The 17,501-nt window shown below is 70.5% G+C and carries 15 protein-coding genes; 10 read left to right on the top strand and 5 right to left on the bottom strand.

Going from position 1 to position 17,501, the window contains the following annotated elements; all coding sequences use genetic code 11:
* The 6 genes from AB0G20_RS12005 (at position 1) to pssA (ending at position 6,404) form a co-directional block, all read left to right on the top strand.
* Positions 1 to 2,049, top strand: a complete 2,049-nt coding sequence (locus AB0G20_RS12005; RefSeq protein WP_361299738.1) for a protein meaA — start codon at positions 1 to 3, stop codon at positions 2,047 to 2,049.
* On the top strand, positions 2,046 to 3,008 hold the full coding sequence (locus AB0G20_RS12000; RefSeq protein WP_361299735.1) for a CoA ester lyase: 963 nt from the start codon (positions 2,046 to 2,048) through the stop codon (positions 3,006 to 3,008). The genes AB0G20_RS12005 and AB0G20_RS12000 overlap by 4 nt, the downstream gene beginning before the upstream one ends.
* 5 nt (positions 3,009 to 3,013) lie before the next feature.
* Positions 3,014 to 3,526 (top strand): MaoC family dehydratase, encoded by a 513-nt coding sequence (locus AB0G20_RS11995; protein WP_030948303.1) that lies wholly within the window; start codon positions 3,014 to 3,016, stop codon positions 3,524 to 3,526.
* Positions 3,527 to 3,528: 2 nt separating this feature from the next.
* Positions 3,529 to 4,734: an acyl-CoA dehydrogenase family protein gene (locus AB0G20_RS11990; RefSeq protein WP_361299732.1), complete on the top strand. Its 1,206-nt coding sequence runs from the start codon at positions 3,529 to 3,531 to the stop codon at positions 4,732 to 4,734.
* Positions 4,735 to 4,906: 172 nt separating this feature from the next.
* Complete coding sequence (locus AB0G20_RS11985) at positions 4,907 to 5,563, top strand: phosphatidylserine decarboxylase (protein ID WP_355821213.1); 657 nt, start codon at positions 4,907 to 4,909, stop codon at positions 5,561 to 5,563.
* Positions 5,550 to 6,404 (top strand): CDP-diacylglycerol--serine O-phosphatidyltransferase, encoded by an 855-nt coding sequence (gene pssA, locus AB0G20_RS11980; RefSeq protein WP_361299729.1) that lies wholly within the window; start codon positions 5,550 to 5,552, stop codon positions 6,402 to 6,404. Before AB0G20_RS11985 ends, pssA begins: the two co-directional genes overlap by 14 nt.
* A 132-nt stretch (positions 6,405 to 6,536) precedes the next feature.
* Here the strand turns inward: pssA and AB0G20_RS11975 are convergent, their stop codons facing one another.
* The gene (locus AB0G20_RS11975) at positions 6,537 to 7,655 is read right to left on the bottom strand and encodes a glycerate kinase (RefSeq protein WP_361300899.1); all 1,119 of its coding nucleotides are present in this window, start codon (positions 7,653 to 7,655) and stop codon (positions 6,537 to 6,539) included.
* Positions 7,656 to 7,851: 196 nt separating this feature from the next.
* Here AB0G20_RS11975 and AB0G20_RS11970 point away from each other — a divergent pair, with 196 nt between their 5' ends.
* The 3 genes from AB0G20_RS11970 to AB0G20_RS11960 all read left to right on the top strand — a co-directional run bounded on the left by AB0G20_RS11970 (position 7,852) and on the right by AB0G20_RS11960 (position 10,298).
* The gene (locus AB0G20_RS11970) at positions 7,852 to 8,925 is read left to right on the top strand and encodes an ADP-ribosylglycohydrolase family protein (protein ID WP_361299726.1); all 1,074 of its coding nucleotides are present in this window, start codon (positions 7,852 to 7,854) and stop codon (positions 8,923 to 8,925) included.
* A 42-nt stretch (positions 8,926 to 8,967) separates the two neighbouring features.
* Positions 8,968 to 9,462, top strand: a complete 495-nt coding sequence (locus tag AB0G20_RS11965) for an NUDIX hydrolase (RefSeq protein ID WP_361299723.1) — start codon at positions 8,968 to 8,970, stop codon at positions 9,460 to 9,462.
* Between the two features lie 80 nt (positions 9,463 to 9,542).
* Positions 9,543 to 10,298, top strand: a complete 756-nt coding sequence (locus AB0G20_RS11960) for a Sir2 family NAD-dependent protein deacetylase (protein ID WP_361299720.1) — start codon at positions 9,543 to 9,545, stop codon at positions 10,296 to 10,298.
* On the opposite strand, the gene AB0G20_RS11955 is transcribed toward AB0G20_RS11960, so the two are convergent.
* From AB0G20_RS11955 to AB0G20_RS11945, 3 genes are read right to left on the bottom strand one after another with little or no spacing between them, the layout of a single operon-like run.
* Positions 10,258 to 10,971 carry a VOC family protein gene (locus AB0G20_RS11955; protein WP_361299717.1) on the bottom strand — a complete coding sequence of 238 codons (714 nt, stop codon included), beginning with the start codon at positions 10,969 to 10,971 and terminating at the stop codon, positions 10,258 to 10,260. The two genes, AB0G20_RS11960 and AB0G20_RS11955, sit on opposite strands and share 41 nt — an antisense overlap.
* A 35-nt stretch (positions 10,972 to 11,006) precedes the next feature.
* Positions 11,007 to 11,489, bottom strand: a complete 483-nt coding sequence (locus AB0G20_RS11950; RefSeq protein ID WP_361299714.1) for a methylated-DNA--[protein]-cysteine S-methyltransferase — start codon at positions 11,487 to 11,489, stop codon at positions 11,007 to 11,009.
* A gap of 9 nt (positions 11,490 to 11,498) precedes the next feature.
* Complete coding sequence (locus AB0G20_RS11945) at positions 11,499 to 12,968, bottom strand: AlkA N-terminal domain-containing protein (protein ID WP_361300896.1); 1,470 nt, start codon at positions 12,966 to 12,968, stop codon at positions 11,499 to 11,501.
* 143 nt (positions 12,969 to 13,111) lie between these two features.
* Between AB0G20_RS11945 and AB0G20_RS11940 the strand changes: the two genes are divergently transcribed.
* Positions 13,112 to 13,474: a metalloregulator ArsR/SmtB family transcription factor gene (locus tag AB0G20_RS11940; protein ID WP_033309205.1), complete on the top strand. Its 363-nt coding sequence runs from the start codon at positions 13,112 to 13,114 to the stop codon at positions 13,472 to 13,474.
* A 27-nt stretch (positions 13,475 to 13,501) separates the two neighbouring features.
* On the opposite strand, the gene AB0G20_RS11935 is transcribed toward AB0G20_RS11940, so the two are convergent.
* Positions 13,502 to 17,398, bottom strand: a complete 3,897-nt coding sequence (locus AB0G20_RS11935) for a glycoside hydrolase family 2 TIM barrel-domain containing protein (RefSeq protein WP_361299711.1) — start codon at positions 17,396 to 17,398, stop codon at positions 13,502 to 13,504.
* Positions 17,399 to 17,501 lie beyond the last annotated feature (103 nt).

Genomic DNA, 17,501 nt, shown 5'->3' with positions numbered 1-17,501 from the left:
ATGACTGAGCGTCAGCCCGCCGAAGGCAAGCGGGAGAAGGACCGGCCGTGGCTCATGCGGACCTACGCCGGTCACTCCACGGCCGAGGCGTCCAACGAGCTGTACCGGCGCAACCTCGCCAAGGGCCAGACAGGTCTGTCGGTGGCGTTCGACCTGCCGACGCAGACCGGCTACGACTCCGACCACATCCTCGCCCGCGGCGAGGTCGGCCGGGTCGGCGTGCCGATCGCGCACGTGGGTGACATGCGCCGGCTGTTCCAGGACATCCCCCTGGAGCAGATGAACACCTCGATGACGATCAACGCCACCGCCATGTGGCTGCTGGCGCTCTACCAGGTCGTCGCCGAGGAGCAGGGCGCGGACATCACCAAGCTCCAGGGCACGACCCAGAACGACATCGTCAAGGAGTACCTGTCCCGGGGCACGCACGTCTTCCCGCCGGGGCCGAGCCTCCGTCTGACGACGGACATGATCGCGTACACGGTCTCCCACATCCCGAAGTGGAACCCGATCAACATCTGCAGCTACCACCTGCAGGAGGCGGGCGCCACGCCGGTCCAGGAGATCGCGTACGCGATGTCCACCGCGATCGCCGTCCTCGACGCCGTGCGCGACTCCGGCCAGGTGCCGCAGGAGCGCATGGGCGATGTCGTGGCCCGCATCTCCTTCTTCGTGAACGCGGGCGTCCGCTTCGTCGAGGAGATGTGCAAGATGCGGGCGTTCGGCCGCATCTGGGACCGCGTCACCCGTGAGCGGTACGGCATCGAGAACCCCAAGCAGCGCCGTTTCCGCTACGGCGTCCAGGTCAACTCCCTGGGCCTGACGGAGGCGCAGCCGGAGAACAACGTCCAGCGGATCGTCCTGGAGATGCTGGCCGTGACCCTCTCCAAGGACGCACGCGCGCGTGCCGTGCAGCTCCCCGCCTGGAACGAGGCCCTCGGCCTGCCCCGTCCCTGGGACCAGCAGTGGTCGCTGCGCATCCAGCAGGTGCTGGCGTACGAGAGCGATCTGCTGGAGTACGAGGACATCTTCGAGGGCTCGAAGGTGATCGAGGCGAAGGTGGAGCAGCTGGTCGAGGCGTCGTTCGCCGAGATCGACCGCATCCAGGAGATGGGCGGCGCGATGGCGGCCGTCGAGTCCGGCTACCTCAAGTCGCAGCTGGTCGCCTCGCACGCCGAGCGCCGGGGCCGGATCGAGTCCGGCCAGGAGAAGATCATCGGTGTGAACATCTTCGAGGGCACCGAGCCGAACCCGCTGACCGCCGATCTGGACACCGCGATCCAGACGGTGGACCCGGCGGTCGAGGCCCGGGTCATCGCCTCGCTCCAGCAGTGGCGCGACAGCCGCTACCAGCCTCCCTTCAACCACCCGCGGCCCTGCAAGGCGCTGGAGCGGCTGAAGGAGGCCGCGCGCGGCAACGAGAACCTCATGGAGGCCACCCTGGAGTGCGCGCGCGCCGGGGCGACGACCGGCGAGTGGGCCGGGGCCCTGCGCGAGGTGTTCGGCGAGTTCCGGGCGCCGACGGGCGTCTCCTCGGCACCGGTGGCCGTCCCCGTCGAGGAGGGCAGCACGCTCGCCCTGGTCCGCCGCAAGGTGGAGCTGACGGCCAAGGACCTGAACGTGGGCAAGCTCCGCTTCCTGGTCGGCAAGCCGGGCCTGGACGGCCACTCCAACGGCGCCGAGCAGATCGCCGTGCGCGCGCGGGACGCCGGCTTCGAGGTGGTCTACCAGGGCATCCGGCTGACGCCGGAGCAGATCGTGGACGCGGCCATCGCCGAGGACGTGCACGCGGTGGGCCTGTCGATCCTGTCCGGCTCGCACGCCCAGCTCGTGCCGGACGTGCTCGAACGGCTCCGTGTGGCGGGTGCCACAGATATACCGGTGATCGCCGGTGGCATCATCCCGAACGGTGATGCCGAGCAGCTCAGGGAAGCCGGAGTGGCCGCGGTCTTCACCCCGAAGGACTTCGACATCACCGGAATCATCGGCCGCATCGTCGACGAGATCCGGAAAGCGAACAAGCTCGACCCCCTGGAGGTCCCCGCATGACCACGGTCAACCGCCTTCGCCCCCGGCGTTCCTGCCTGGCGGTACCGGGCTCGAACCCGCGCTTCCTGGAGAAGGCCCAGGGCCTCCCGGCCGACCAGGTCTTCCTCGACCTGGAGGACGCGTGCGCCCCGCTCGCCAAGCCCGAGGCGCGGCACACCATCGTCAAGTTCCTCAACGAGGGCGACTGGACGGGCAAGACGCGGGTCGTGCGCGTCAACGACTGGACGACCGAGTGGACGTACCGCGACGTCGTCACGGTCGTCGAGGGCGCCGGCCAGAACCTCGACTGCATCATGCTGCCGAAGGTCCAGACGGCCCAGCAGGTCGTCGCCCTGGACCTGCTGCTGACGCAGATCGAGAAGACGATGGGCTTCGAGGTCGGCAAGATCGGCATCGAGGCGCAGATCGAGAACGCGCAGGGCCTGAACAACGTCAACGAGATCGCGACGGCCTCCCAGCGCGTCGAGACGATCATCTTCGGCCCGGCCGACTTCATGGCGTCGATCAACATGAAGTCGCTGGTCGTGGGCGAGCAGCCGCCCGGCTACCCGGCGGACGCCTACCACTACATCCTGATGAAGATCCTGATGGCCGCCCGCGCCAACAACCTCCAGGCGATCGACGGCCCGTACCTGCAGATCCGCAACATCGACGGCTACCGCGAGGTCGCCCAGCGTGCCGCGGCCCTCGGTTTCGACGGCAAGTGGGTACTGCACCCGGGCCAGGTCGAGGCGTCGAACGAGATCTTCTCGCCGTCGCAGGAGGACTACGACCACGCCGAGCTGATCCTGGACGCGTACGACTACTACACGTCCGAGGCCGGCGGCAAGAAGGGCTCCGCGATGCTCGGCGACGAGATGATCGACGAGGCCAGCCGCAAGATGGCGCTCGTCATCTCCGGCAAGGGCCGCGCGGCCGGTATGCAGCGCACCAGCAAGTTCGAGATTCCGGAGGGCTGAGCGCGATGCAGTTCGGGCGCACCTACGAGGAGTTCGAGGTCGGGGCGACGTACAAGCACTGGCCGGGCAAGACGGTCACGGAGTACGACGACCACCTGTTCTGCCTCCTCACCATGAACCACCACCCGCTCCACATGGACACGAACTATGCGGAGAAGACGACGGACTTCGGCAAGAACGTCGTCGTCGGGAACTACATCTACTCGCTGCTGCTCGGCATGTCCGTGCCGGACATCTCCGGCAAGGCGATCGCCAACCTGGAGATCGAGTCGCTCAAGCACGTGGCGCCGACCTTCCACGGCGACACCATCTACGGCCAGACGACCGTGCTCGACAAGTGGCCGTCGAAGTCGAAGAACGACCGCGGCATCGTGTACGTCGAGACCAAGGGCTACAAGCAGGACGGCACGCTCGTCTGCGTGTTCCGCCGCAAGGTGATGGTGCCGACCGAGACGTACATCAAGGAGCGCGGCGGCGAGCAGCCCGGCCGCCCCGAGCTCAAGGAGCAGGAGAAGTAGCCATGGCGCGACTCGCCCAGACCGCCGGTCTGACGGACATCCAGCAGGAGATCCTGTCCACCGTCCGGGACTTCGTGGACAAGGAGATCATTCCGGTCGCCACGGAGCTGGAGCACCGCGACGAGTACCCGCAGCAGATCGTCGACGGGCTGAAGGAGTTGGGCCTGTTCGGCCTGATGATCCCCGAGGAGTACGGGGGTCTGGGCGAGTCGCTCCTGACCTACGCGCTGTGCGTGGAGGAGATCGCCCGCGGGTGGATGTCGGTGTCCGGCATCATTAACACGCACTTCATCGTGGCGTACATGCTCAAGCAGCACGGCACGCAGGAGCAGAAGGACCACTTCCTGCCGAGGATGGCGGCCGGTGACATCCGGGGCGCGTTCTCGATGTCGGAGCCGGCCCTCGGCTCGGACGTGTCGGCGATCACGTCGAAGGCGGTGAAGGACGGCGAGGAGTACGTCCTGAACGGCCAGAAGATGTGGCTGACGAACGGTGGAACGTCGTCTCTGGTGGCCGTCCTGGTAAAAAGTGACGAAGGTCACCCCGAGGGCACCGCGCCCCACAAGTCGATGACGACCTTCCTGGTCGAGAAGGAGCCCGGTTTCGGCGAGGTGCGTCCCGGCCTCACGATCCCCGGCAAGATCGACAAGATGGGCTACAAGGGGGTCGACACCACCGAGCTCATCATGGATGGCCTGCGGATTCCTGCGAATCGAGTGCTCGGCGGGGTCACCGGCCGTGGTTTCTACCAGATGATGGACGGCGTGGAGGTCGGCCGCGTCAACGTGGCGGCGCGTGGCTGCGGCGTCGCTCAGCGTGCGTTCGAACTGGGCGTCTCGTACGCGCAGCAGCGTCACACCTTCGGGAAGCCGATCGCCCAGCACCAGGCGATCCAGTTCAAGCTGGCGGAGATGGCTACCAAGGTCGAGGCCGCTCATGCGATGATGGTGAACGCAGCACGCAAAAAGGACTCCGGGGAGCGAAACGACCTCGAGGCTGGGATGGCGAAATACCTCGCCTCCGAGTACTGCAAGGAGGTCGTCGAGGACGCCTTCCGGATCCACGGCGGCTACGGCTTCTCCAAGGAGTACGAGATCGAGCGCCTCTACCGTGAGGCTCCGATGCTGCTCATCGGTGAAGGTACCGCCGAGATCCAGAAAATGATCATCGGCAGGCGGCTGCTCGAAGAGTATCGATTCCAGGGCTAGATGTCCGGATACGGGGTGTTTTCTTGGAGAAGAAGATCACACCCCGTCAGCACTCTTCTGCCGCCGACTCGGCTGCCTGGCTTACCCAGTTACGGCCCCGAGCCGCTACGATCGCCGGAAAGCCGCCGTCCCCCGTCAGAGTGCGGCATCATCTCCGCTACGAAGGTCATCCATGCCCCACAGCCAAACCTCTGCATCTCGCGACAGCCGGGCCGGCGTACGCCTCGCGCGCGGAGCATCGCCGTGGCTCCTTCCGACCGTCGCCACCGCAGCCCTCAGCCTGGCCCGGGCGCGCCGCTCCGGCGCCGCCAAGGCCGTCGCCGTTCCCGCCACCGCGCTCGCAGCGGGAATGCTGTGGTTCTTCCGCGACCCCGAGCGCGAGATCACCCAGGGCCGGGTCATCTCGCCCGCCGACGGTGTGGTGCAGAGCATCATGCCGTGGAAGGACGGCCGCACGCGCGTCGCGATCTTCATGAGCCCGCTCAACGTCCACGTCAACCGCGCGCCGCTGGCCGGCACGGTGACGTCGGTGGAGCACGTGCCCGGTGGCTTCGTTCCCGCCTTCAACAAGGAGAGCGAGAACAACGAGCGGGTCGTCTGGCACTTCGACACCGAGCTCGGCGACATCGAGATGATCCAGATCGCCGGGGCGGTCGCCCGCCGCATCGTCCCCTACCTGCCCCAGGGCACGAAGGTGGAGCAGGGCGAGCGGATCGGCCTGATCCGCTTCGGCTCGCGTGTCGACCTCTACCTGCCCGAAGGCGTGGAGGTCGCGGTCGAGGTCGGTCAGAAGACGGTGGCTGGGGTGACTCGCATTGACCGTGATTGATCCTGATACCAAGGCCGGCTGGGTCCCGGAGGCCGACGAGGTGGACGAAGAAGAGGAGATGCCCCTCTCTCTTCGCCTGTCGATAGCGGACACCCTGACCCTCGGCAACGCCACGTGCGGCTTCATGGCGGTGTACTTCACCACCACCGGCATCCTGATCCCGCACCTCACGGGCAGCCAGGAGACCGGCATGGCCCGCCACAGCGCGGCGACGGCGGTCATCCTCATGCTCTGCGCGGCGGTCTTCGACCTCTTCGACGGCCTGGTGGCGCGCAAGCTGCGCTCCTCCCCCATGGGCGCCGAGCTGGACAACCTCTCCGACCTGATCAGCTTCGGTCTGGCGCCGGCGTACTTCGTGCTCGTGTACGGCATGGTCGCGAACGACGCGCACCAGCGAGTGGCCGCGGTCGGAGCGATCGTCGTACTGCTGGCGGTGGTCCTGCGGCTCGCGCGGTTCTCGTGCGTGACGGTGAAGGACGGCACGTTCCAGGGCATGCCCTCGCCGTTCGGTGCACTCACGGTCGTCTCGATCGTGCTGCTCGAGCTGCCGTTCGAGGCGACCCTGCTGGCGGTCGTCGGTACCGCCTGGCTGATGGTGAGCCGGGTCCAGTACCCGAAGCCGCGGGGCGTCCTCGCGGTGGCCATGCTCTGCTGGATCGTGTCGGCCATGGGCATGCTGGCGGCGTGGGCGTTCGACGCGCCGGGCGGCCAAGTGCTGCTGCAGATGGGCTGCGCGCTGCAGATCGTGATGGCGGCGACGATCCCGCTGTTCGCCACGGCCCGCCGGGTGAACACCTTCCGTGACAACCGGCGCGAGGCGCGGGCGGCGCAGCTGCCGTGACGCCGAGGCGCTGACATGGCTGGGGCCCCGGACCGATTTCGGTCCGGGGCCCTTCGCTTGTCCTGAAGACGTCCCGAAGACGTCCTGAGCAGGCTCAGGTCACCTGTAGAAGCTCAGGTCACCTGAAGAGGCTCAGGTCAGGAAGTCCCTGGCGATGCGTTCCGCGACCCGTTCCAGGATCGGGCCCGCCTCGGCGATGCACTTCGCCACGTCCGGTTCCGCGTCCGTCAGGGGGTAGGCCCGGCGGATCCCGGCGCGGCCCAGGATCTGCGGCGGCAGGGCGAGGCGGCCGCAGACCGCCACGACGTCCTTGTCCGCGGCACGGGCCGCCGCGGCGACGCCCGCCGGGGCCTTGCCGTGGAGGGTCTGCTCGTCGAGGGAGCCCTCGCCGGTGATGACCAGGTCGGCACGGTCCAGGGCGGGGGCGAAGCCCAGGACGTCGAGCATGACCTCGATGCCGGGGCGGAACCGGGCGCCCAGCAGCAGGGCGCCGTAGCCGATGCCGCCCGCGGCGCCCGCACCCGGCGATGCCGCGTACTCGGCGGCCTTCGGGCCCACCGGGCCCTCCAGCACCTTCGCGAAGTGCGCGAGGGCGGTGTCCAGGGCCTCCACGTCGTCGGGTGCGGCGCCCTTCTGCGGGCCGTAGACCGCGGGGGCGCCCTTCGGGCCGGTCAGCGGGTTGTCGACGTCGCTCGCGAGGACCAGCTCGACCCCGGCGAGGCGCGGGTCGAGTCCCGACAGGTCGGCGGTGGCCAGCGCGGCGAGTCCGCCGCCGCCCGGAGGCACCGGCTCCCCGTCGGCGTCCAGGAACCGGGCGCCCAGCGCCGACAGCATCCCGGCGCCGCCGTCGGTGGTGGCGCTGCCGCCGACCCCGAAGACGATCGTGCGGGCGCCCGCGTCCAGCGCGGCCCGCAGCAGCTCGCCGGAGCCGTACGTGGACGCCGTGAGCGGGGCGAAGACCCCGGCGGGCAGCCGCTGCAGCCCGCTCGCCTCGGCCATCTCCACGACCGCGGTGCCGTCGCGCAGCGCGAACGCCGCCGTCACCTCGTCGCCGAGGGGACCGGCGACCCGTACCTCCCGGCGCTCGAAGCCGGCCGCGACCGCCGCGGCCACGGTCCCGTCGCCGCCGTCGGCCACGGGCAGTGCCTCGACCTCGAGGTCCGGTACGGCCCGGCGCAGCCCGGCCGTGACCCGCTCGGCGACCTCCACGGCCGTCAGCGACCCCTTGAACTTGTCCGCGGCGACGAGCACCCGCTGTGCCTTCCGGGTGTCGCTCACTGCAGCGTCCGCCACTTGCACTCCCCTTGCTCTCCGGGCCCTCACGCATGTCAAGGCCAGTCGCGCCGCTGTGACCTTAACCGGAGGACGCCGCCGCCGTCAGCCCGTGCCCACCCCCTGGACCGTCGCCCCGAGGGCACGCTGCCGCCGATGTGGGTAGACCGTAACCATGGCCCCTGCGCACACCGAGACAGACCTGGCCGGCCGCATCCTCGGCGGCTGGACGGGCCGCATCGCGGGAAACATGCTCGGCAAGCCGGTCGAACAGGGCGAACTGTGGACGCGCGACCGCATCGACCGCTACCTCAGACAAGCCGCCGCCCTGCCCCTGACCGACTACCTGCCCGAGCCCACCGGCGACCTCGAGATCGCGCTGCGCCCCGAGTGGCCCCAGTGCGTCCGCGGCCGCATCCACGGCAGCTGCCGTGACGACGACGTCGACTACGCGATCCTCGGCCTGGACCTGCTGGAGACCCACGGCTTCGGCTTCAGCACCGAGCAGGTCGGCGACCTGTGGCTGCTGCGGCTGCCGTTCCTCCAGACGTTCACCGCCGAGCGGGCCGCGTACCGCAATCTCGCCAACGGGCTGAAGCCGCCGCTGACGGCGACGTACGACAACCCGTACCAGGAGTGGATCGGCGCCCTCATCCGCGCCGACATCTTCGGCTGGACCTGCCCGGGCGCCCCGAGCCGCGCCGCCTCGCTCGCCCGGCGGGACGCGGTGCTGTCGCACACCGGCAACGGGGTCTACGGGGCGATGTGGGCGGCGGCGCTGATCGCGGCGGCGTTCACGGCGCCCACCGTGCGGCACGCCGTCGACGAGGCGCTGGCCGTGATCCCTGCGAGCAGCCGCCTCGCCCGCACGGTGCGCCGGGTGGTCTCCCTGCACGACACCCGGATGTCCTGGGAGGACACGCTCACCACGGTCGCCGAGGAGACCACCGGGATGGGCTGGATCCACACCGTCCCGAACGCGGCCGTACTCACCGCCGGTCTGCTCTACGGCGACGGCGATTTCACCCGCACCATCACCCTGACCGTGCGCGGCGGCCTGGACACCGACTCCAACGGCGCGACCGCGGGCTCGGTGGCCGGCGTGTTCGGCGGGGCGGCGGCCATCCCCGACCAGTGGACGGCCCCGCTGGAGGACACGGTCCGCAGCGCGGTGTTCGGCTACGACGGGGTGCGGATCAGCGAGCTGGCGGAACGGACTGTGCGGCTGGCGGAGCCGGCGGCAGCCTGACCGCCGATGGATGAGCCGGGATCCGCTGGCTACCCTGCACCGATGACCTCCTCTTCTGACTTCGCCGCCTACATCGCGTCCCTGCCCCGCGTCCTGGCCGGCGCCGCCGCGCTGTTCCGGGACGGTGAGGGCCGTGTGCTGCTCGTCGAACCCAACTACCGGGAGGGCTGGGCGCTGCCCGGCGGCACCGTCGAGTCCGACGACGGCGAGACGCCGCGGCAGGGCGCGCGGCGCGAGACGGCCGAGGAGATCGGCCTGGACCGGGAACTCGGCCGGCTGCTGGCGGTGGACTGGGTGCACGGCACGGGCCGTCCGCCGCTGGTGGCGTACCTCTACGACGGCGGGGTGCTGAGCGAGGACGAGTTCAAGGCGATCCGCCTCCAGGAGGAGGAGCTGCTGTCCTGGCGGCTGGTCCCGCGCGAGGAGCTGACCGAGTATCTGCCGGGCGCCCTCGGGGGTCGCGTCCTGGCCGCCCTCGACGTCCTGGCGGACGGTTCGGGCACGGCGGAGCTGGAGAACGGCCGCCGGGTGTACTGACCCGTTCGGCCGCTCACCCCTCGGCGCCCCGTTCGATATCCGCTCGCCGCCGCGCCGCGGCCCGGCCTACGCTCGGTGGCATGGCCAAGCCCCTCGTCGCCCTGCTCACCGGTGCCGGCATCAGCACGGATTCCGGGATCCCGGACTACCGCGGGCCGAACGGTCTGTGGCGGCGGGATCCCGAGGCCGAGAAGCTCGTCACGTACGAGTACTACATGGGCGATGCGGAGATCCGCCGCCGCTCCTGGCAGATGCGGCGCGAGAACCGGACGCTGGAGGCGGAGCCCAACGCCGCGCACCGGGCGGTGGCCGAGCTGGAACGGTCCGGGGTGCCGGTGCGGGTGATCACGCAGAACGTGGACGGTCTGCACCAGCTCGCCGGGATGCCCGACCGCAAGGTGCTCGAACTGCACGGCACGGCCCGGAGTGTCGTGTGCACCGGCTGCCACGCCCGCGGCCCGATGACGGACGCGCTCGCGCGGGTCGAGGCCGGTGAGGAGGACCCGCCGTGCCGGGAGTGCGGCGGGATCCTGAAGTCGGCGACCGTGATGTTCGGCGAGCGGCTCGACCCCGTCGTCCTCGGCGAGGCGGTCGCCATCAGCAAGGGCTGCCAGATCTTCGTCGCCGTCGGCACGAGCCTTCAGGTCCAGCCCGCCGCCGGCCTCGCCGGTGTCGCCGCCGACCACGGCGCCCGCCTGATCATCGTCAACGCCGAGCCGACCCCGTACGACGACCGTGCCGACGAGATCGTCCGCGATCCCATCGGCACGGCGCTGCCGCAGCTGCTGCGCGGCCTCACTGCCGAGGCGAGCCCCGCAGGTCCGCCAGGCGCGTGAGCGCGTCCCGGCCCTGGTGGCGCTCGGCTTCGGTGAGGTCGAGCGCGGCCGCCCGGGCGAGGGCGGTCGCGCTCTCCTCCTCGTCGCCGAGCCGCCCCGCGACGTCCGCGCGCAGGACGAGGAGCTGAAGCAGCTGGACGGGCGTCGGCGTCTCGTCCGTCAGGCGCAGCACCCGGTCGATGACCTTGGCGGCGCCCGCGGTGTCTCCCTTGGAGTCCGCCAGGAGGGACGCGAAGTGCAGGGCCCGTGCGAACGTCTCCTCGGGGGCGGGCCCGTGGTGCCGCTCCGCGCCGGTGCGCTGCCCGATGCGGACGCAGTTGCCTCCGGGGTCGGTCATGAGGAACTGCCGCACTCCGTACGACATGTCCTTGAGCGGCCCGACCCGCGGCAGCCCCCGGGTGGGGATCCTGCCGTACGTTTCCTTGAGCCCGGCCCGGAACGCCTGGTAGAGGCCGTCGACGTCGTCGGTCAGGACGTAACAGGTGCTGACCGACACGGTCGGCTCGTACTGCTTCATCGCGAAGAACTGCAGCTCGATGGCGCCGCGTTCCACGACCGCGTAGGGGTTGGGGCTGCGCTGCTGGTACGTCACCTCGAATCCGAGGGCGGTGTAGAAGTCGAGGACGGGCTGGAGGGTCCGGCACGGCAGGATCGGGATCGTCTTCTCCGGCATGACCCGAGTCTAGTCAAATTTGACGAGTTGCGGAGTCAGAAGAGGGAGGCTCCTCGTTCGAAGTCCAGCAGGCGCCGCTTGCGCTCCAGCCCGCCCCCGTAGCCCGTGAGGCCGCCGTTCGCGCCGATGACGCGATGGCAGGGGATGATGATGCCGATGGGGTTGCGGCCGTTGGCGAGGCCGACCGCGCGGGAGGCGGCGGGGGCGCCGAGGATGCCGGCGAGTTGGCCGTAGGTGCGGGTCTCGCCGTAGGGGATGCGGCGCAGTTGGTCCCAGACGGTGCGCTGGAACGGGGTGCCGGTCAGGCGCAGTGCGACGGTGAACTCCTTGAGCTCGCCCGCGAAGTAGGCCTTCAGCTGCTCCTGTGCCTCCCCGAAGAGGGTGTCGTCGCGGAGGCCGAAGCTCTCCTCCGGCGGGCGGTGACGCTGCTCGGTCATGTAGAGGCCGCACAGGACACCGTCGTCGGCGACGAGGGTGAGGGGGCCGTACGGGCTGTCGGTCACGGTGTGCTGCTTCATCGAACGTCCCTATACCGGAAGGAAGTTGATCGGGTGGCTGTCGGTCGCCCAGAGGTACTGGACCGCGTAGGCCCGCCAGGGGCGCCAGGCCGTGGCGCGCGCGGTGAGCGCGGCGGGGGTGGACGGCAGGCCCAGTTCCCGGGCGGCGCGGCGGATGCCGAGGTCGGTGGGGAGGAAGGCGTCGGGGTCGCCGAGGGCGCGCATGGCGATGACGTCCACCGTCCAGGGGCCGAAGCCGGGCAGGGCGAGGAGCTGGGCGCGGGCCTGGGGCCAGTCGCTCTCCACGCCCAGGTGGAGGTCGCCGTCGGCGAGCCGGCGGACCAGGGTGGTGAAGGTCGTGCGGCGGGTGCGCGGCATCGCGAGCGTCTCGGGGTCGAGCGCCGCGAGGGCCCCGGGGGCCGGGAAGAGGTGGGTGAGGCCGCCCTCGGGGTCCTCGACCGGTTCGCCGTACGCGGTGACCAGGCGGGCCGCGTGGGTGCGGGCGGCGGCGGTGGAGACCTGCTGGCCGAGCACCGCCCGGACGGCGAACTCGGCCTCGTCGACCGTGCGTGGCACACGCCGGCCGGGTGCCTTGTCGACCAGCGGCGCCAGGACCGGGTCCGTGCGGAGCTGGTCGTCGATCGCGACGGGGTCGGCGTCCAGGTCGAGCAGGCGGCGGCAGCGGCTGATGGCGACGGTCAGATCGCGCAGGTCGCTGAGGGTGAGGCGGCAGGCGATGTGGTCCGGTTTCGGGGTGAGGGCCACGATGCCGTGGCCGTACGGCAGGCGCAGGGTGCGGCGGTAGGAACCGTCGCGCCACTCCTCCACGCCGGGTACGGCCGTCGCGGCGAGGTGGCCGAAGAGGTTGTCGGGGTTGAGCGGAACGCGGAACGGCAGCCGCAGCGTCAGGGCGCCGGGGGTGCTCGCGCCCTGCCGTTTCGGGGCACGGGCGCGCAGCTCGCTCGGGGGCAGGGCGAAGACTTCGCGGACCGTGTCGTTGAAGGTGCGGATCGAGGCGAAGCCGGCGGCGAAGGCGATCTGCGCCATGGGCAGGGTGGTCGTCTCGATGAGCAGCCGGGCCGTCTGGGCGCGCTGGGCGCGGGCGAGCGCCAGGGGGCCCGCCCCCAGTTCGGCGAGGAGCTGCCGTTCGACCTGCCGGGTGCTGTAGCCGAGCCGGCCGGCGAGGCCCGGGACGCCCTCGCGGTCCACGACGCCGTCGGCGATCAGCCGCATGGCGCGGGCCACGAGGTCGGCGCGCTGGTTCCACTCCGGAGAGCCGGGGCTGGTGTCGGGCCGGCAGCGCTTGCAGGCCCGGAACCCCGCCTGCTGACAGGCCGCGGCGCTGGGGTGGAAGACCATGTTCTCCGGCTTGGGCGGCACCACCGGGCAGCTGGGGCGGCAGTAGATGCCGGTGGTCAGGACGGCCGTGAAGAACCAGCCGTCGAACCGTGCGTCCTTGGACCGGACGGCGCGCACGCAGCGCTCGGTGTCGGTGTGCATTCCCGTCTGCATGCGTCCAGGATCGGGCACCGGGCGGTGCGGGGCTGGCGAGAATCCGACATCGACGTGTCCGCGTCCCGTCGCCCCACCGGGACAGATGAAGATTCATTCATGTGTTCGTGCGGGGCCGGTACGATGACGTCATGGGTCATGGAGCCGTCACCCCCGTGCAGGACGCCGGCGAGCGCGTACGCCTGGACGCCGACAACGTCGCGAAGGTCGCCACCACGCTCCAGGCCCTGTCCACGCCCTCCCGGCTGCTGATCCTGGCGCGGCTGCGCGAAGGTCCACTGCCGGCCACGGAGTTGGCCGCCGAGGTGGGCATGGAGCAGTCGGCCTGCTCGCACCAGCTGCGGCTGCTGCGCAATCTGGGCCTGGTCGTGGGTGAGCGGCGGGGCCGTTCGGTGGTCTACGCGCTGCACGACCACCATGTCGCCGAACTGCTCGACCAGGCCGTGTACCACGTGGAGCATCTGCGCCTGGGCATCAGCGACGCCGCCGACTGAGGCGGCGCCGCTGTCACACCACGGGTCCTAGTCGGTGGCCGTGGGCCGTCGCGAGGCGTCCATCGCCTCGCTCACGCGCGTCAGCGGACGCAGCCGGTAGGTGTACGCGTAGTCGCGGTTGGCGAGCAGCTTGAACTCGTCGTGCGTGTGCGCGCCCCAGCTGTTGTCGCCGCCCACGCCCATCTGGCGGTGGTTGAGCCGCAGGACCACCGCGTCCCGGGGGGTGAGCTGGTAGTCGTGGCGGGCCCCGACGGACAGGTCCTCGGGGGTGAAGTGCGAGGCGTTGACCTCCAGCAGCGGCTCACCGCAGACGAGCAGTCCACGCCCCCTGCCGTCGGTCAGCGCGGCCCACCGGACGTCGGTCTTGTTGCCGTTCTCCTGGGGGCGCAGGTAGGAGGTCCACTGCCCGGAGACGGTGCCGGAGTACAGGCCCACGTCGGTGGCGTTGTTGCGGTCCCACATGTTCTCCTCGGGGCCCCGGCCGTAGTAGTGCAGCCGGTCCAGGCTCCGCGGCAGGAACAGCAGGGTGCCGACCTCGGGGATGTAGGGCAGGTTCGCCGCCCCCGGGTGCAGGGTGTTGTCGACCTTGATCTCGCCGTTGCCGAAGACCGTGTACGTGGTGCTGTACGTGGACTCGGTGCCGGTGGGCAGCGTGCCGGTGCAGGTGATCTCGACGGCCCGGTCGTCCAGGGGCCGTACCCGGACGTCCGCCACCTTCCGCTTCGCTCCGGCGTCGCGCCAGATCTGGTTGCGGGTGTGGTGGCCGTTGCCCCGGTCGTTGTCGGTGGGCGCCCGCCAGAAGTTCGGGACCGGGCCGGAGGTGAGGAGCCGGGTGCCGCCCGCCTCGTAGGACGTGATGGTTCCGGTGCCCTTGTCGACGGTGACCGCGAAGCCCTTGCCCTTCACGGTGACGGTCTTGTCCCCGTCGGTGTGGCTGAGGGTGGGCACGGTTCGCAGCGGCGCGGGCTGCACGGCCGGGCTGCCCGCGTCGAGGGCGAGCTGCTGCTTGGCCACCTCGAAGCCGGCCTCGGCCCACCGGGTGGGTTCCCTGGTGGTGAAGGAGAGCTGGAGGAAGTACTCCGTGCCGGGTTCGGGCCTGGCGGGCAGCCGCACCGGGACCTTGATGTCCTTGCTGCTCAGCGGTGCGACGTTCAGCTGGTCGCGGGTCAGCCGGCCGCGCTGGACGACCTTGCCGTCGGCGACGAGGGACCAACGGCCGTCGAACTCACGGAGGTTGGTGAACAGGTGCTCGTTGGTGAGCGTGACCGCGCCGGGGCCGCCGGAGGCCGGGGTGGCGTTGACGGCCTGGTAGATCTGCTTGACCTCGGCGGACTTGCCGGTGAGGGTGCGGTCGGGCAGGACGATGCCGTCACCGGCGAAGGCGCCGTCGTTGGGGTTGTCGCCCCAGTCGCCGCCGTAGGCGTAGAACGTCTTGTCGCGCGGGCGCTTCTCGGTGAAGCCGGCGGTGGCGGCGTCGAACCAGAAGCGCACGCCCTCGTCGTCCGGCTTGCGGGTGTCCGAGGCCAGCTCCGCGGCGCTCAGGGCGCGGGCGTACACGCGGGCCCGGCGGATGGTGCCGCTGAACTCCCGGGTCGGGTTGTCGATGTCGGTGGCGAGCGACAGGGAGGCGGTGTTGTCGGCGGGGCGCCGGGTGGTGGTCCGGGTGCCGCGCATCTGGCCGTCGACGTACAGGGTGAGCGTGCCCGCGTCCGCGTCGAAGACGCCGGCGATGTGGTGCTCCTTGCCGGTCCAGCCGTCGGGCAGGGTCCAGCTCGCGGTGACCCACTGGCCGCCGCCGTGGATGAAGAACTCCAGGTTCTTGTCGCTCTGTTTGAGGGCGTACTGGGTGTCGCCCTTGGCGATGATGGGCTGATGACCGCCGGTGATGTCCGGGGTGACCCAGGCCTCCAGGGTCAGTGAACCGGTGAGGTCGAGGCGGGAGTCGCGGGGGAAGACGGTGCCGCCGGAGATGCCCTTGGCGCGGTCGAAGGTGCCGGCGGGCGCGATGACCTCGCCGCGCAGCGAGCCCGGCCCTGACTCGGTCAGCAGCTTGCGGGTCGGGGTGGGCCAGCTCAGGGCCTGGTCGACGAAGTCCCAGATCCAGCCGCCCTGGAGGACGTCGTAGCGGCGGACGATGTCCCAGTACTTCTTGAAGTTGCCGTTGGAGTTGCCCATGCCGTGGGAGTACTCGATCATCACATACGGCCGGGTGTCGCTCGTGTCCTTGGCGCGCTGCTCGACCCGCTGCGGGCTGTCGTACATCTCGGAGCGGATGTCGCTGATGCCCGGGCGGTCGTCGCCCTCGTACTGGATGACGCGGGTGGGGTCGTAGGAGCGGATCCAGTCGTACATGGCGTTGAAGGTGGTGCCGCCGCCGGCCTCGTTGCCGAGGGACCAGAGGACCACCGAGGCGTGGTTCTTGTCGCGGTGGACCATGTTCTGGGCGCGGACCACGCACGCCTCGGTCCACTCGGGGTGGCCGCTGCCGGGGAACTTGTCGCGGATGCCGTGGGTCTCGAGGTTGGTCTCGTCCACGAGGTACAGGCCGTACTCGTCGGCGAGTTCGAGCCACAGCGGGTTGTTGGGGTAGTGCGAGGTGCGGACGCTGTTGATGTTGAGCCGCTTGATGATCTCGATGTCCTCGACCATCTGCGCGCGGGTGAGCGCCGAGCCGGTGACGGGGTGCATCTCGTGGCGGTTGGTGCCGCGGAAGGAGACCGGCTTGCCGTTGATGCGCATCAGGCCGTCCTTCAGCGCGAACTCGCGGAAGCCGACCCGGTGCGAGAGGGTCTCGACCACCTTGCCGGCCGGATCGCGCAGGCGGAGCACGGCGGTGTAGAGGTTCGGGTGCTCGGCCGACCACAGCTTCGGCGCGGGGACGGCTCTGGACGCCTCGGCCGTGGCCTCGTCGCCGTCGGGGACGTCGACGGACCGGTTCAGGGGCCGGGACCAGACCGCGTGGCCGCGGGCGTCGTAGAGCTGGGTCTCGACGGTGTAGCGGCCCGCGCCCTTGCCGCCGTAGTCGCGGACGTGCGCGGTGACCTTGAGCTCGGCGGAGGTGTAGCCGTCGCCGAGCGGGGTGTCCAGGCGGAAGTCGCGCAGGTGCACGTTCGGCGTGGAGTACAGGTGGACCGAGCGGAAGATGCCGCTCAGCCGGATCATGTCCTGGTCCTCCAGCCACTCCGCGTCGGAGTAGCGGTACACCTCGACGGCGATCTGGTTGGTGCCCGGCTTGAGGTGGCGGGTGATGTCGTACTCGGCGGAGGTGTAGGAGTCCTCGTGGTAGCCCACCAGCTCGCCGTTGATCCACACGTAGTGGGCGGACTTGACGCCCTCGAAGTGCAGGAAGGTGCGGCGGCCGGACCAGTTGCGGGGCAGGGTGAACGTGCGGCGGTACTGGCCGACGGGGTTGTAGCGGGTCGGGGCGGCCGGCGGCTGGGCTTCCTCGCCGCGGCCGTTGGGGCCCCACCAGGGGTAGGTGATGTTGACGTAGATCGGGAAGTCGTAGCCGTGCAGCTGCCAGGCCGAGGGCACGGGGATGGTGTCCCAGCCGGAGTCGTCGACGTCGGTGCCGTAGAAGTCCTTGTCCCGGTCGTCGGGGCGGTCCACGTAGGCGAACTTCCAGGTGCCGTCCAGGCTCAGGCGGTACGGCGAGCGCTCGCGGTCGCCCTTCAGGGCCTGCCCGAGGTCGGCGTAGGGCATGAGGGTGGTGTGCGGTGGCTCGGTGCCCACCCGGTACACGCTCAGGCCGTCGTTCCACTCCGGAGGTCCGTCCGCCGCCGGACGCCGGCCGGCCGCGTGCGCCGCGGCGGGCGACGCGGACAGGGCGAGCGCGCCGAGCACGGCGGCTCCTCCCTCCAGCAGTCGGCGACGGCTGACGACCGGCCGGTCGGCGGGAGAAGGGTGTGAGTGGGGGTGCGGCATGACCGTGGCCTTCCTCGGTTCGACAGGGTGCTGCACGGACTGAGGGCATGTCAGATGGGACGCCCAACTGCCCATCTGTGATGGGTGTTTCTGTTGGGACGCC

Origin of the sequence: Streptomyces sp. NPDC024017 (assembly GCF_040638895.1) — a bacterium.
GTDB lineage: Bacteria > Actinomycetota > Actinomycetes > Streptomycetales > Streptomycetaceae > Streptomyces.
Note: the sequence above shows the minus strand (reverse complement) of the source record. Positions and strands in the feature narration are given on the sequence as shown.